The following is a 13,489-nucleotide window of genomic DNA, read 5'->3' on the forward strand; positions in this document are numbered from 1 at the left end:
GGTGATTGAGGTAAACCTATACGCTTTATTCACAGGGATTGCCTGATATACTCATTCGTCTTGCTAAATAAGGAGTAAAAGCGCCCATGAATGCCGAAAAATCCCCGGTGTCTCACAACGTTGACCATGAAGAGATTGCCAAATTTGAAGCGGTGGCGTCCCGCTGGTGGGATCTCGAGGGTGAGTTCAAACCTCTGCACCGTATTAACCCGCTGCGTCTGGGCTACATCGCGGAGCGTTCCGGCGGTCTGTTCGGTAAGAAAGTGCTCGATGTCGGTTGCGGTGGCGGTATCCTGGCAGAGAGCATGGCGCGCGAAGGGGCTACTGTCACGGGTCTGGACATGGGCTTTGAGCCGCTGCAGGTTGCCCGTCTCCATGCCCTGGAGTCCGGCATAAAGGTAGAATACGTGCAGGAAACCGTGGAAGAGCACGCGGCCAAACATGCGCATCAGTACGATGTGGTGACCTGCATGGAGATGCTGGAGCACGTTCCCGATCCGCAGTCCGTGGTGCACGCCTGCGCAAAACTGGTGAAACCGGGCGGCCAGGTCTTCTTCTCGACCATCAACCGTAATGGTAAAGCCTGGCTGATGGCCGTCGTCGGCGCAGAGTATGTGCTGCGCATGGTGCCGAAAGGGACACACGACGTGAAGAAATTCATTAAGCCTGCTGAGTTACTGAGCTGGGTTGACCAGACGTGGCTTAAAGAGCAACACATCACCGGTCTGCATTTCAATCCATTGACCGATAAATTCAAACTCGCACCGGGCGTGGATGTTAACTATATGTTGCATACAACTGCCAAAAACGACTAACGTCATCTGTTATTCTTATAAAGATTGCGCGACATCATGTTGCGCAATTCTGACCGCCCGTTGAAGAAATCAACACTCGATCAAATTTTGAATTTTTTTTCTTAATTATTGACATGTCTTCCAGGCCTTACGGTACTAGGACTTAGCCTTTTTTACGCTTTCACAACCTCAATTTAACGTCAAAATCAACCCTTGTGCTGAAAAGAATCGATACTAGAATACTCACCATATAGCGTTTTTCTTATCGCAAAACCCCTATATGTAGTATTTATCCACAGAGTTAGTCACAAGACGGATCTGTGGATAAACGGGGGATATTTTTTATTTCACGGACAGGTAAAACCCACATGAATCAGAGTCTGCTGGTGACAAAGCGCGACGGTACCACCGAGCGTATCAATCTGGACAAAATCCATCGAGTTCTCGACTGGGCAGCAGAAGGACTGAACAACGTATCTATCTCCCAGGTTGAACTGAAATCTCACATCCAGTTCTACGACGGCATCAAAACGTCTGATATCCATGAAACCATCATTAAAGCGGCGGCGGATCTGATCTCCCGTGAAGCACCGGATTATCAGTACCTGGCTGCACGCCTGGCCATTTTCCACCTGCGCAAAAAAGCCTACGGCCAGTTTGAGCCGCCTGCGCTTTACGATCACGTAGTGAAAATGGTTGAGCTGGGCAAATACGACACGCATCTGCTGGAAGACTATACGGAAGAAGAGTTCGAGCAGATGAACGGGTTTATCGATCACTGGCGCGACATGAACTTCTCCTACGCGGCGGTGAAGCAGCTCGAAGGCAAATACCTGGTTCAAAACCGTGTGACCGGTGAGATCTACGAAAGCGCCCAGTTCCTCTATATTCTGGTGGCCGCTTGCCTGTTCTCTAACTACCCACGTGAAACCCGTCTGGAATATGTGAAGCGTTTCTATGATGCGGTATCCACGTTCAAAATTTCTCTGCCTACGCCAATCATGTCTGGCGTGCGCACCCCTACCCGCCAGTTCAGCTCCTGCGTGCTGATCGAGTGTGGTGACAGCCTGGATTCTATCAACGCCACCTCCAGCGCCATTGTGAAATACGTTTCCCAGCGTGCTGGTATCGGTATCAACGCCGGTCGCATCCGTGCTCTGGGCAGCCCAATTCGCGGCGGTGAAGCATTCCACACCGGCTGTATCCCGTTTTATAAGCACTTCCAGACGGCGGTGAAATCCTGCTCTCAGGGCGGCGTACGCGGCGGTGCTGCGACCCTGTTCTACCCGATGTGGCACCTGGAAGTGGAAAGCCTGCTGGTACTGAAAAACAACCGTGGCGTGGAAGGCAACCGCGTGCGTCACATGGACTACGGCGTACAGATCAACAAATTGATGTACACCCGTCTGCTGAAAGGTGAAGACATCACCCTGTTCAGCCCGTCTGACGTCCCTGGCCTGTACGACGCGTTCTTCGCTGATCAGGATGAGTTCGAACGTCTGTACACCAAATATGAGAAAGACGACAGTATCCGTAAACAGCGTGTGAAAGCGGTAGACCTGTTCTCTCTGATGATGCAGGAACGTGCCTCTACCGGCCGTATCTACATCCAGAACGTTGACCACTGCAACACCCACAGCCCGTTTGATCCGGCTGTTGCGCCAGTGCGCCAGTCTAACCTGTGCCTGGAAATCGCCCTGCCGACCAAGCCGCTGGACGATGTTAACGACGAAAACGGTGAAATTGCGCTGTGTACGCTGTCTGCGTTCAACCTGGGTGCGATTAAGAGCCTCGACGAGCTGGAAGAGCTGGCCGTGCTGGCGGTTCGTGCGCTGGATGCCCTGCTGGACTACCAGGATTACCCAATCCCGGCCGCTAAACGTGGTGCAATGGGTCGTCGTACCCTGGGCATTGGCGTGATCAACTTTGCCTACTGGCTGGCGAAAAACGGCAAGCGTTACTCTGACGGCAGCGCCAATAACCTGACCCACCAGACGTTTGAAGCTATTCAGTATTACCTGATGAAAGCGTCCAACGAGCTGGCGAAAGAGCAAGGTGCGTGCCCGTGGTTTAACGAAACCACCTACGCGAAAGGCATTATGCCGATCGATACCTACAAAAAAGATCTGGACGCGATTGTCAGCGAGCCGCTGCATCTGGACTGGGAAGGCCTTCGCGAATCCATTAAGACTTATGGACTGCGTAACTCTACGCTCTCTGCCCTGATGCCGTCTGAGACCTCTTCACAGATCTCTAACGCCACCAACGGTATCGAGCCACCTCGCGGCCACGTCAGTATTAAAGCGTCGAAAGACGGTGTTCTGCGCCAGGTGGTGCCGGATTACGAGACGCTGGGTAACAACTACGAGCTGCTGTGGGAAATGCCAAACAACGACGGCTACCTGCAGCTGGTTGGGATCATGCAGAAGTTTATCGACCAGTCGATCTCTGCAAACACCAACTACGACCCAACGCGCTTCCCGTCAGGTAAGGTACCGATGCAGCAACTGCTGAAAGACCTGCTCACTGCCTATAAATTTGGCGTGAAAACCCTGTACTATCACAACACCCGTGATGGTGCAGAAGACGCGCAGGACGACCTTGTACCGTCAATTCAGGACGATGGCTGCGAAAGCGGCGCATGTAAGATCTAATAAAGGGCGGGGATTTCCCCGCCTTTATTTCGTAAGACAGGACTCCAATTCATGGCATACACCACCTTTTCACAGACGAAAAACGACCAGCTCAAAGAGCCGATGTTCTTCGGCCAGCCAGTCAACGTGGCACGCTACGATCAGCAAAAATATGACATCTTCGAAAAGCTGATTGAAAAGCAACTCTCCTTCTTCTGGCGCCCGGAAGAGGTTGACGTCTCCCGCGACCGTATTGATTACCAGTCGCTGCCGGATCACGAAAAACATATCTTCATCAGCAACCTGAAGTACCAGACGCTGCTGGACTCCATTCAGGGCCGCAGCCCTAACGTGGCGCTGCTGCCGCTGATCTCCATTCCGGAACTGGAAACCTGGGTGGAAACCTGGGCGTTCTCTGAGACGATCCACTCCCGTTCTTACACCCATATCATTCGCAATATCGTTAACGATCCGGCGGTGGTGTTTGACGATATCGTCACTAACGAGCAGATCCAGAAACGCGCAGAAGGCATTGCTCACTACTACGACGAACTGATCGAGATGACCAGTTACTGGCATCTGCTTGGCGAAGGTACCCATAACGTGAACGGCAAAACCGTTACCGTGAACCTGCGTGCGCTGAAAAAACAGCTGTATCTGTGCCTGATGAGCGTCAACGCGCTGGAAGCCATTCGCTTCTACGTGAGCTTTGCCTGCTCTTTCGCCTTTGCCGAACGCAAGCTGATGGAAGGTAACGCCAAAATCATCCGTCTTATCGCCCGTGACGAAGCCCTGCACCTGACCGGCACCCAGCACATGCTGAACTTGCTGCGCAGCGGCGTGGACGACCCGGAAATGGCGGAAATCGCCGAAGAGTGCAAACAGGAGTGCTATGACCTGTTCGTGCTGGCGGCCCAGCAGGAGAAAGAGTGGGCAGACTACCTGTTCCGCGACGGCTCCATGATTGGCCTGAACAAAGACATTCTGTGCCAGTACGTTGAGTACATCACCAACATCCGTATGCAGGCTGTCGGCCTCGACCTGCCGTTCCAGACGCGCTCCAACCCCATCCCGTGGATCAACACCTGGCTGGTATCGGATAACGTGCAGGTTGCGCCGCAGGAAGTGGAAGTGAGTTCTTACCTGGTCGGTCAGATTGACTCCGAAGTTGATACTGACGACCTGAGCAACTTCCAGCTCTGATGACACGCGTAACGCTACGTCTTTCTGGCACCGAAGTGCTGTGTCAGGAAGAGCACCCTTCTCTGCTGGTGGCGCTTGAGGCGAACCAGGTGGCGGTTGAGTATCAGTGTCGTGAAGGCTATTGCGGCTCCTGTCGCTGCCGTCTGGTGACAGGTCAGGTGGACTGGCTGACCGAGCCGCTGGCCTTTATCAGTGAAGGGGAAATTTTGCCCTGCTGCTGCCGGGCAAAAGGCGATATCGAGATCGAGATGTAAAAAAGGGCCTTACGGCCCTTTTTCTATTTTAAGAACGTCACTGCTTTATCCGGGAAATCCGTAAACAGTCCGTCCACGCCCGCCTGGTTATACAGCACGTCGTAAAGCTGATTCACGTCCGTGGCATACGGCGGCAACTGGTCTGCACGCACCGTGTACGGATGGACCTGCATCTTGCTGGCATGCGCCTCTTTCACCATCGCCGTCAACTTCACGTGCCCAGGCGTTGAGCCTTCCGCCACCAGCATGTGATAATCCGGCCCGATGCCATCGGCGTACTGCGCTATCTGCTTCATCGCACCCGGCTTAAACATCCAGTCGTAGTTGTAGTTCACCCACTTCCCGTCCGGCTGCTTCTCCTGGGTTTCGTTCCAGTCGGTATAGGCAATCAGCTGCACCAGATTAAGATCCATCCCCCTCTTCGGCTCCAGCTCGGTTTTGATGCGCTTCAACTCAGCGGCGTCAAAACACTGCAGATACACCTTGTCCTTCTTGCTGGTGTATCCGTACTGCTTGAGTACGTCCAGCGTTTTGGCCGCAATGTCTTTCCCTTCCTGGTGGTGGAACCACGGCGCTTTGATTTCCGGGTAGATACCGATATTTTTACCGGTTGAGTGGTTCAGCCCCTGAACAAACTCAATCTCTTCCTGGAAGGTATGGATCCGGAAGTCAGATTTGCCCATCGGGAAGCGTCCCGGATAGACCTGCACCTTCTTGCCGTTTTCGATCTCAAAGCCTTCGGTAAACTTCAGCGAGCGAATTTCCGCCAGCGTGAAGTCGATGGCGTAGAAACGGCCATCTTTGCGGGCGCGGTCCGGGAAACGCTCCGCCACGTCCGTCACGCGGTCAAGATAGTGGTCATGCAGGACGACCAGCTGGTCGTCCTTCGTCATCACCAGATCCTGCTCCAGGTAATCCGCGCCCTGCGCATAGGCCATCGCTTTTGCCGGGAGCGTATGCTCCGGCAGATAGCCGCTTGCGCCGCGGTGGGCAATAACGATTTTATCTGCCGCCAGCGCAGAGCCTGTCATCAGGCCTGCCAGCAGCAGACTGGTAGCTAACTGAGTTAATTTCATCGCAATGCTCCTTATTGACGACGCGCCAGCACTTCAGCGTGGTGACGTTTTTCGCCGATCATCACAACAATCAGCAGCAGAACCGCCAGCACGCTACCGCCAATCATCACCATAAAGCCGCCGTCCCAGCCGAAGAAGTCAACGGTATAGCCCACAATGGCGCTTGCCGCGACCGACCCGCCGAGGTAGCCAAACAGGCCGGTAAAGCCTGCCGCCGTGCCCGCCGCTTTTTTCGGCGCCAGCTCCAGCGCGTGCAGACCGATCAGCATCACCGGACCGTAAATCAGGAAGCCGATGACGATCATGCAGGCCATATCTACTGATGGGTTGCCCGGCGGGTTGAGCCAGTACACCACGGTGGCGATGGTCACCAGGGTCATAAAGAACACGCCTGTCGCACCGCGGTTACCTTTAAACACTTTGTCCGACATCCAGCCGCAAAGCAGCGTGCCTGGGATCCCGGCATATTCGTACAGGAAGTAGGCCCAGGAGGATTTATCCAGCGCGAAGTGCTTCACCTCTTTCAGGTAGGTTGGCGACCAGTCGAGGATGCCATAGCGCAGCAGGTAAACGAACACGTTCGCCACCGCGATGTACCACAGCAGCTTGTTCGGCAGGACGTACTTCATGAAGATCTGTTTTGCAGTCAGCTCTTCTTCGTGCTCCTTGCTGTAATCATCCGGATAGTCGTTTTTGTACTCTTCGATCGGAGGCAAACCGCAGGACTGAGGCGTGTCGCGCATCAGCGCGAAAGCGATAATCGCCACGACGATAGCACCAAAAGCAGGCATGTAGAGCGCCGCGTGCCAGTCGTTGAACCAGGCCATCCCCAACAGGAACAGCAGCGGTGGAATACCGCCCCCCACGTTATGCGCACAGTTCCATACCGACACGATGCCGCCACGTTCCTTTTGCGACCACCAGTGCACCATGGTGCGTCCGCATGGTGGCCATCCCATTCCCTGGAACCAGCCGCAGAGGAACAGCAGCACGAACATGATGGCAATACTGGAGGTTGCCCACGGCACAAAGCCCATAAACAACATCACCGCAGCCGCCAGGATCAGACCGGCTGGCAGAAACACACGCGGGTTTGAGCGATCCGACACGGAACCCATGATGAATTTGGAAAAACCGTAGGCAATCGATATTCCCGACAGCGCGAACCCTAAATCCCCTCGCGAAAAGCCCTGCTCCACCAGATACGGCATGGCGAGGGCGAAGTTTTTACGCACAAGGTAGTACGCCGCGTACCCGAAGAAAATCCCCAGGAAAATTTGCCAACGCAGACGACGGTATAGCGGATCAATTTCTGCCTCAGGCAGACGCGCACGATGCGGCGCGGGTTTGAAGATACTGAGCATGACAGCCTCCGTGGCCATGTATTGAATTTACAGGGGTTTTACTGCCCCATACTCCAGAGAGGCGGCGATGTTAAGAAATCACGGTGATTGTTACTGTGAATCAACGCACAGATTGTTACAGAAATATGACAGAATGCGCAAAAAAGCGCATGAAATCACGTTTCACTTTCGAATTTCGCTCGTTTGTGTTCGAAATCAAACAAACCATAGTTTTCATGTGGCTAAATGGTAAAAAAACGAACACAGAGGGATGACAATGACAATTCACGATCCACGCTACAGCGATGTGATTATCATTGGCGGCGGTGCGACCGGTGCCGGCATCGCACGTGATTGCGCACTCAGGGGGTTGAGCGTCACGCTTCTGGAGCGCCATGATATTGCGACAGGTGCCACCGGGCGCAATCATGGCCTGCTTCACAGCGGTGCCCGCTACGCCGTTACCGATGGCGAATCGGCTCGTGAATGTATTGCCGAAAACCAGATCCTGCGGCGGATTGCTCGCCACTGCATTGAACCTACAGACGGCTTGTTTATCACGCTTCCCGAAGACGATCTCGCCTTTCAGGCTACCTTTATTACCGCCTGTCGCGCGGCGGGGATTCAGGCCGAGGCCATTGACCCGGCCCTGGCGCGGCGCATTGAGCCCTCCGTCAACCCGATCCTGACAGGGGCGGTAAAAGTGCCAGACGGTACGGTTGATCCTTTCCGCCTGACGGCCGCCAACATGCTTGATGCCCGCGAACATGGCGCGCACATCCTGACCGGGCATGAAGTGACCGGGCTTATCCGGGAAGGTCACCGCGTCCGTGGCGTGCGGCTTTTTAATACGCAATATAACGAACACAGCGAACTGTATGCTTCCGTGGTCGTCAATGCGGCGGGGATCTGGGGGCAGCGGATTGCGGAGTATGCCGACTTGTCCGTTCGCATGTTTCCGGCAAAAGGCTCGCTGCTGATCCTCGACCATCGCATCAATAACCATGTGATTAACCGCTGCCGTAAACCGTCTGATGCCGATATTCTGGTTCCGGGCGATACCATTTCATTAATCGGTACCACCTCAACCCACGTGGACTATAGCGAGATTGATTACAACCGCGTCACTGCTGAAGAAGTGGATATTCTGCTGCGTGAAGGGGAAAAACTGGCCCCGGTGATGGCGCAGACCCGGATCCTGCGCGCCTACGCGGGTGTGCGTCCGTTAGTTGCCAGCGATAACGACCCAAGCGGGCGTAACGTCAGCCGGGGCATTGTGCTGCTCGATCATGCTGAACGCGACGGCATGGAAGGGTTTATCACCATCACCGGTGGCAAACTGATGACCTATCGTCTGATGGCCGAATGGGCAACCGATGCCGTCTGCCGCAAACTGGGCAACACCGAGCCGTGCAAAACGGCAGAACAGCCCCTGCCCGGCTCACGTCAGTCTACCGAGAAGACGCTGCAAAAAATTATCTCCCTGCCCGCTCCTCTGCGCGGTTCGGCCATCTATCGTCATGGTGACAGGACGCCGGTCTGGCTGGGTGAAGGCCGGCTTAGTCGCAGCCTGGTCTGCGAGTGCGAAGCCGTAACCGCGGGCGAAGTACAATATGCGGTGGAAAATCTGACCGTCAATTCTCTGCTCGATCTCCGCCGTCGCACCCGGGTTGGAATGGGGACGTGTCAGGGTGAGTTGTGCGCCTGCCGTGCCGCCGGGTTATTGCAACGCTTTCATACCACCACCGCGACCCAGTCGCTCGATCAACTCAGTGCTTTTTTAAACGAGCGCTGGAAAGGTATTCAGCCTGTCGCCTGGGGCGATGCTCTGCGTGAAAGTGAATTTACCCGCTGGGTCTACCAGGGGCTTTGCGGTCTGGAGAAGGAGCAACACGATGAAATTTGATACCGTGATCGTCGGCGGCGGGCTGGCGGGTCTGCTCTGTGGCATCAAACTCACAAAACAGGGGCTACGCTGCACCATTATCACCCGGGGTCAGAGCGCCCTGCACTTCTCGTCGGGCTCGCTGGATCTGGTGGACGAAACGTACCGAGAAAAACTTCCGCCAGCGCACCCTTATCACCTGACAGGCGCGCAGCATATCGATCGCTTTGCCCTGGAAACCGAAGCGCTACTGGCGGATTGCGGCGCTCGTCTGCAGGGAAGCGCCAGGCAAAATCATCAGCGTGTTACACCACTCGGCACCCTACGCTCCGCCTGGCTCAGCCCGGAGGAGGTGCCCGTTACCCCGCTCAGCTCAGCGCGTGTGCGGGTGGTAGGTATTAGCGGTTTTCTGGATTTTCAGCCCCATCTCGCGGCGGCATCACTTTGTCGCCAGGGGGTAAACGCTGAAACAGCAGAAATAGAGCTGCCTGAGCTTGATGTCCTGCGCGACAACCCGAGCGAGTTTCGCGCGGTGAATATTGCCCGTTTTCTTGATCATGAAGAGAGATGGCCGCTGCTGTATGAGGCGCTCAAACCGCTTGCAGAAGGGTGCGATGCGCTGTTTATGCCCGCCTGCTTTGGCTTAAACGACAATCGACTCTGGCGCTGGCTGTCCGATCGACTGCCCTGCACACTCGGTTTACTGCCGACGCTGCCCCCGTCGGTTCCCGGTATTCGCCTGCATACCCAGCTCCAGCGCAAATTTGTTGCGCAGGGTGGCGTCTGGATGGCGGGTGATGAGGTGAAAAAAATCACCCTGACTGACGGGGAAGTGAGCGAAATCTGGACGCGCAACCACGATGATATTCCGCTTCGCGCCCGCTTTACGGTGCTGGCAAGCGGCAGTTTCTTCAGTAACGGGCTGCTGAGCAGTCGGGACGGCATCCGCGAAGCCATAATGGGCCTGGATGTCCGACAAAGCGCCTCCCGCGCGGACTGGTATCAGAGTGATTTCTTCACGCCACAACCCTGGCAACAGTTCGGCGTCATTGTCGATAACCACCTGCACCCGCAGCTTTCGGGTAAGTCAGTCAGGAATCTCTTTGCTATCGGCTCGCTTCTTGGCGGATATGATCCTATCGCCCAGGGCTGCGGTGGCGGGGTCTGCGCCGTCACGGCGCTGTATGTGGCAGAGCAAATTAGCCAGCGCATGGAGGCTGAACAATGAGCGATACCCGTTTCGAAAGCTGCATTAAATGCACGGTGTGTACTACCGTCTGCCCGGTCAGCGGCGTAAATCCACGTTATCCTGGTCCGAAACAGGCCGGGCCGGACGGTGAGCGTCTGCGTCTGAAGGACGGCAAGCTGTATGATGAGGCGCTGAAGTACTGCATCAACTGCAAACGCTGTGAAGTTGCCTGCCCGTCAGATGTCAACATTGGCGACATTATCCAGCGCGCCCGGGCGCGTTATAGCACGCAAAAGCCATCATTGCGGGATGCCATTCTCAGTCACACCGATTTGATGGGGAGCATCTCGACGCCGTTCGCCCCGCTGGTGAATGCGGCGACAGCGCTCAAACCGGTGCGCCAGCTGCTGGATGCGACACTGAAAATAGACCATCACCGCAGCCTGCCGAAATATTCTCACGGTACCTTCCGTCGCTGGTATAAATCCGTCGCGGCGCAACAGGCGCAGTATGCCGAACAGGTGGCGTTCTTCCATGGCTGCTATGTGAATTACAACCACCCGCAGTTGGGTAAAGATCTGCTTAAAGTGCTGAATGCGATGGGGACGGGCGTTCAGTTACTTAGTAAGGAAAAATGCTGCGGTGTACCACTGATCGCCAACGGATTTACGGATAAAGCGCGCAAGCAGGCCAAAAGCAATGTCACCTCACTGCGTGAAGCCATCGTCGACAGGGGGATTCCGGTGCTGGCCACCTCGTCTACCTGTACCTTCACCCTGCGAGATGAGTACCCGCATCTGCTGGACGTGGATAACACCGGGCTGCGCGAGCACATTGAACTGGCAACACGCTTCCTGTGGCGCAAACTGGATAGCGGGCAGACGTTGCCGCTGGGAAAATTGCCGCTGAAAGTGGTGTATCACACGCCCTGCCACATGGAAAAAATGGGCTGGTCGCTCTATACGCTTGAACTGCTACGCTTAATTCCTGGGCTGGAACTGACGGTGCTGGATTCCCGCTGCTGCGGTATTGCGGGAACGTACGGCTTCAAAAGTGAAAATTACGAAACGTCACAGGCGATTGGCGCCCCACTGTTCCGTCAGATTGAGGAAAGCAGCGCGGATATCGTGGTAACCGACTGCGAAACCTGCAAGTGGCAAATAGAGATGTCCACCAGCAAGCGCTGCGAACATCCGATCACCTTACTGGCGAGGGCTCTGGGCTGAACATGACCGGGGCAAGAAGCCCCGGACAACGTTTTACTCAACGAACAGCGACTCGACAACGTTTATCCAGCCGTGCTCGCTGGCAACCTCTTTGCCATTCAACCAGCGGCGCAGCATGTTCAGCGCCATCATGGCGCAAACTTCCTGCCGTATCGCCAGGCTGTGGCGGGTGATACTCATTTTTACCCTCAGGGCATACGTGCCTTCCGGTGTCGCCAGCGCAAAGTTCAGGTATTCCTCATCCAGCCCACCGACAAACAGCGCCAGCCCGGCAAAATGTTTTACCCTTCTTTCAGAAGCCCAACGGGCGGTCTGCGCCAGCGTCTCCTGCTGGAACGGCACCACTTCGCTGGCCAACAGCGGCGCATTGACGCGCGACAGCTGCAGCGCCAGCAGACCGCCGGTGAACTGCTCGCTTAAGGTCACGCTCAACTGACGAGACTGCAGCTGCTTCGCAATCTGCGCGGGCAACCCTTCCGTCCCTTCAAAGATCAGGCTTTCACCCGCCACACGCTGCACCTCAGGCCAGAGTGCCAGCATCGCCGCTTTCTGCTCTGCAGGCCCCGTCAGCTTGAGTTCAATGATTGGCATGGAGGACCGATACCCCATTGATACGTCAGGCGGCAGTTGCAGGTGATCAAGACTCTGGGCCAGGTCGCTTTCCGAGCGGCCAAAAGTGGTCAGACGCAGGCAAATCGGGGGTTCAGGCAGGGTAAAACGATCGCGAAGGCGCGGCAGGATCTGCTGCTCGACCATCACTTTAAATTCTGAGGGTACGCCCGGCGTGAAGAACATCAGGCAGCGGTTCAGCTGCATGGCAAATCCACATGCGGTACCGACCGGGTTGTCAACCAACTCAGCGCTGGCGGGAATTTCAGCTTGTTTGCGGTTGCTGGGTGCCATGACGCGGCCACGTTCGGAGAAAAAGCGCTCCATCTGCGAGAGCCACGCCTCGTGCAGCACCAGCCCTTCACCTTTTGCTGTGGCGGCGGCCAGTGCGCTGAGATCGTCACTGGTGGGGCCAAGTCCGCCATTCACAATCAGCACGTCACACTGTTCGCTGCGCTCACGCAGGATATTGACCAGTGACTCAAGATTGTCGCCCACCGTGTTGCGGCGCGTTAACGGTAATCCTTGCTCAAAGAAAAGATCGGCAAGCCAGGCAGCATTGGTGTCGATAATCTGTCCATGCAGCACTTCATCGCCGGTGGATAACATCTCCACGTTAATCATTATGTTCTCCCGCTTAAATGGTCAAAACACTATAACGCAAACGCAGGATGGAGAAGAGAGAAACTGGCGCGACAGAATGCCGCGCCGGAGTGATTAGAAACCTGCGCTGACGCCCACGTAAGGGCCATCGGCCAGCGCGTTGTCGCGGTTGCCGTCTTTACCGGCCAGGTTCAGGTAGCGATAGCCTGCTTCGATGGTAATTGGACGCATGATGGTCCAGCGCGCACCGGCGTTGGCTTCTTCATAGCTTTCAATGCCGCTGGAGAGCGAGTCCGGGGAATAGTAATACTCACCAAACAGACCGAAGCTGTCGCCAATTTTCCACTGCAGACCGCCACCCACTGCCGCCGCATAGCCTTCATCACCGTCGTTCGGGTTGGTATAAATACCTTTACCGCCGACAGTGGCCAGGAACGGACCAAGAGGAATGTTCAGACCCAGGCCAAGGCTGGCTGCGTCGCCGTCGTCATCGTTATGTGTCCAGCCACCGGTCATTGCCAGACCAGAAGTCTCGGTGCCCATGCCAAAGCCCAGGTGGGTGTAATCCTGACCCGCCGAGCCGTTAATACTAATGGCGTTAGCCGCCGCAGAAACAACCATCAGGCCGAAGCCCAGTAATGCCACTTTTTTCATTGTCGTGATCCCGCACAATT

11 protein-coding genes are annotated in these 13,489 nt (G+C 55.6%); 7 read left to right on the top strand and 4 right to left on the bottom strand.

Annotation, left to right across the window (positions count from 1 at the left end; all coding sequences use genetic code 11):
- Positions 1-86: 86 nt before the first annotated feature.
- From ubiG to yfaE, 4 genes are all read left to right on the top strand, one after another.
- A complete protein-coding gene (ubiG, locus tag JGF26_RS07580) occupies positions 87-815 on the top strand; it encodes a bifunctional 2-polyprenyl-6-hydroxyphenol methylase/3-demethylubiquinol 3-O-methyltransferase UbiG (RefSeq protein ID WP_028016270.1) in 729 nt (242 codons plus the stop codon).
- A gap of 347 nt (positions 816-1,162) precedes the next feature.
- Positions 1,163-3,448, top strand: a complete 2,286-nt coding sequence (gene nrdA / locus JGF26_RS07585) for a class 1a ribonucleoside-diphosphate reductase subunit alpha (protein ID WP_028016269.1) — start codon at positions 1,163-1,165, stop codon at positions 3,446-3,448.
- 51 nt (positions 3,449-3,499) lie between these two features.
- Entirely contained in the window at positions 3,500-4,630 is a 1,131-nt protein-coding gene (gene nrdB, locus JGF26_RS07590) for a class Ia ribonucleoside-diphosphate reductase subunit beta (protein ID WP_028016268.1), read from the top strand.
- Positions 4,630-4,884: a class I ribonucleotide reductase maintenance protein YfaE gene (yfaE, locus tag JGF26_RS07595; protein WP_028016267.1), complete on the top strand. Its 255-nt coding sequence runs from the start codon at positions 4,630-4,632 to the stop codon at positions 4,882-4,884. Before nrdB ends, yfaE begins: the two co-directional genes overlap by 1 nt.
- A 23-nt stretch (positions 4,885-4,907) precedes the next feature.
- On the opposite strand, the gene glpQ is transcribed toward yfaE, so the two are convergent.
- Both glpQ and glpT read right to left on the bottom strand, forming a co-directional pair.
- Complete coding sequence (gene glpQ, locus JGF26_RS07600) at positions 4,908-5,960, bottom strand: glycerophosphodiester phosphodiesterase (RefSeq protein ID WP_128347401.1); 1,053 nt, start codon at positions 5,958-5,960, stop codon at positions 4,908-4,910.
- An 11-nt stretch (positions 5,961-5,971) separates the two neighbouring features.
- Positions 5,972-7,324, bottom strand: a complete 1,353-nt coding sequence (gene glpT / locus JGF26_RS07605) for a glycerol-3-phosphate transporter (RefSeq protein WP_032659131.1) — start codon at positions 7,322-7,324, stop codon at positions 5,972-5,974.
- Between the two features lie 256 nt (positions 7,325-7,580).
- Here glpT and glpA point away from each other — a divergent pair, with 256 nt between their 5' ends.
- The 3 genes from glpA to glpC are packed head-to-tail and all read left to right on the top strand — an operon-like array spanning position 7,581 to position 11,603.
- On the top strand, positions 7,581-9,209 hold the full coding sequence (gene glpA, locus JGF26_RS07610; protein WP_108090816.1) for an anaerobic glycerol-3-phosphate dehydrogenase subunit A: 1,629 nt from the start codon (positions 7,581-7,583) through the stop codon (positions 9,207-9,209).
- A complete protein-coding gene (gene glpB / locus JGF26_RS07615) occupies positions 9,199-10,416 on the top strand; it encodes a glycerol-3-phosphate dehydrogenase subunit GlpB (RefSeq protein ID WP_134707719.1) in 1,218 nt (405 codons plus the stop codon). Before glpA ends, glpB begins: the two co-directional genes overlap by 11 nt.
- Complete coding sequence (gene glpC / locus JGF26_RS07620; RefSeq protein ID WP_128347400.1) at positions 10,413-11,603, top strand: anaerobic glycerol-3-phosphate dehydrogenase subunit GlpC; 1,191 nt, start codon at positions 10,413-10,415, stop codon at positions 11,601-11,603. Before glpB ends, glpC begins: the two co-directional genes overlap by 4 nt.
- 33 nt (positions 11,604-11,636) lie before the next feature.
- On the opposite strand, the gene JGF26_RS07625 is transcribed toward glpC, so the two are convergent.
- Both JGF26_RS07625 and JGF26_RS07630 read right to left on the bottom strand, forming a co-directional pair.
- Positions 11,637-12,836, bottom strand: coding sequence for a nicotinamide mononucleotide deamidase-related protein YfaY (locus tag JGF26_RS07625; protein WP_028016261.1), 1,200 nt, complete (start codon positions 12,834-12,836; stop codon positions 11,637-11,639).
- A gap of 93 nt (positions 12,837-12,929) precedes the next feature.
- Complete coding sequence (locus JGF26_RS07630; protein WP_028016260.1) at positions 12,930-13,469, bottom strand: YfaZ family outer membrane protein; 540 nt, start codon at positions 13,467-13,469, stop codon at positions 12,930-12,932.
- Between the last annotated feature and the right edge of the window lie 20 nt (positions 13,470-13,489).

The organism is Enterobacter sp. E1, assembly GCF_016809815.1.
Lineage (GTDB): Bacteria > Pseudomonadota > Gammaproteobacteria > Enterobacterales > Enterobacteriaceae > Enterobacter > Enterobacter adelaidei.

Excerpts from the sequence above, each read along its gene's own strand:
- ubiG (WP_028016270.1), top strand. The coding sequence starts at position 87 with ATGAATGCCGAAAAATCCCCGGTGTCTCACAACGTTGACCATGAAGAG.
- nrdA (WP_028016269.1), top strand. The coding sequence starts at position 1,163 with ATGAATCAGAGTCTGCTGGTGACAAAGCGCGACGGTACCACCGAGCGT.
- nrdB (WP_028016268.1), top strand. The coding sequence starts at position 3,500 with ATGGCATACACCACCTTTTCACAGACGAAAAACGACCAGCTCAAAGAG.
- yfaE (WP_028016267.1), top strand. The coding sequence starts at position 4,630 with ATGACACGCGTAACGCTACGTCTTTCTGGCACCGAAGTGCTGTGTCAG.
- glpQ (WP_128347401.1), bottom strand. The coding sequence starts at position 5,960 with ATGAAATTAACTCAGTTAGCTACCAGTCTGCTGCTGGCAGGCCTGATG.
- glpT (WP_032659131.1), bottom strand. The coding sequence starts at position 7,324 with ATGCTCAGTATCTTCAAACCCGCGCCGCATCGTGCGCGTCTGCCTGAG.
- glpA (WP_108090816.1), top strand. The coding sequence starts at position 7,581 with ATGACAATTCACGATCCACGCTACAGCGATGTGATTATCATTGGCGGC.
- glpB (WP_134707719.1), top strand. The coding sequence starts at position 9,199 with ATGAAATTTGATACCGTGATCGTCGGCGGCGGGCTGGCGGGTCTGCTC.
- glpC (WP_128347400.1), top strand. The coding sequence starts at position 10,413 with ATGAGCGATACCCGTTTCGAAAGCTGCATTAAATGCACGGTGTGTACT.
- JGF26_RS07625 (WP_028016261.1), bottom strand. The coding sequence starts at position 12,836 with ATGATTAACGTGGAGATGTTATCCACCGGCGATGAAGTGCTGCATGGA.
- JGF26_RS07630 (WP_028016260.1), bottom strand. The coding sequence starts at position 13,469 with ATGAAAAAAGTGGCATTACTGGGCTTCGGCCTGATGGTTGTTTCTGCG.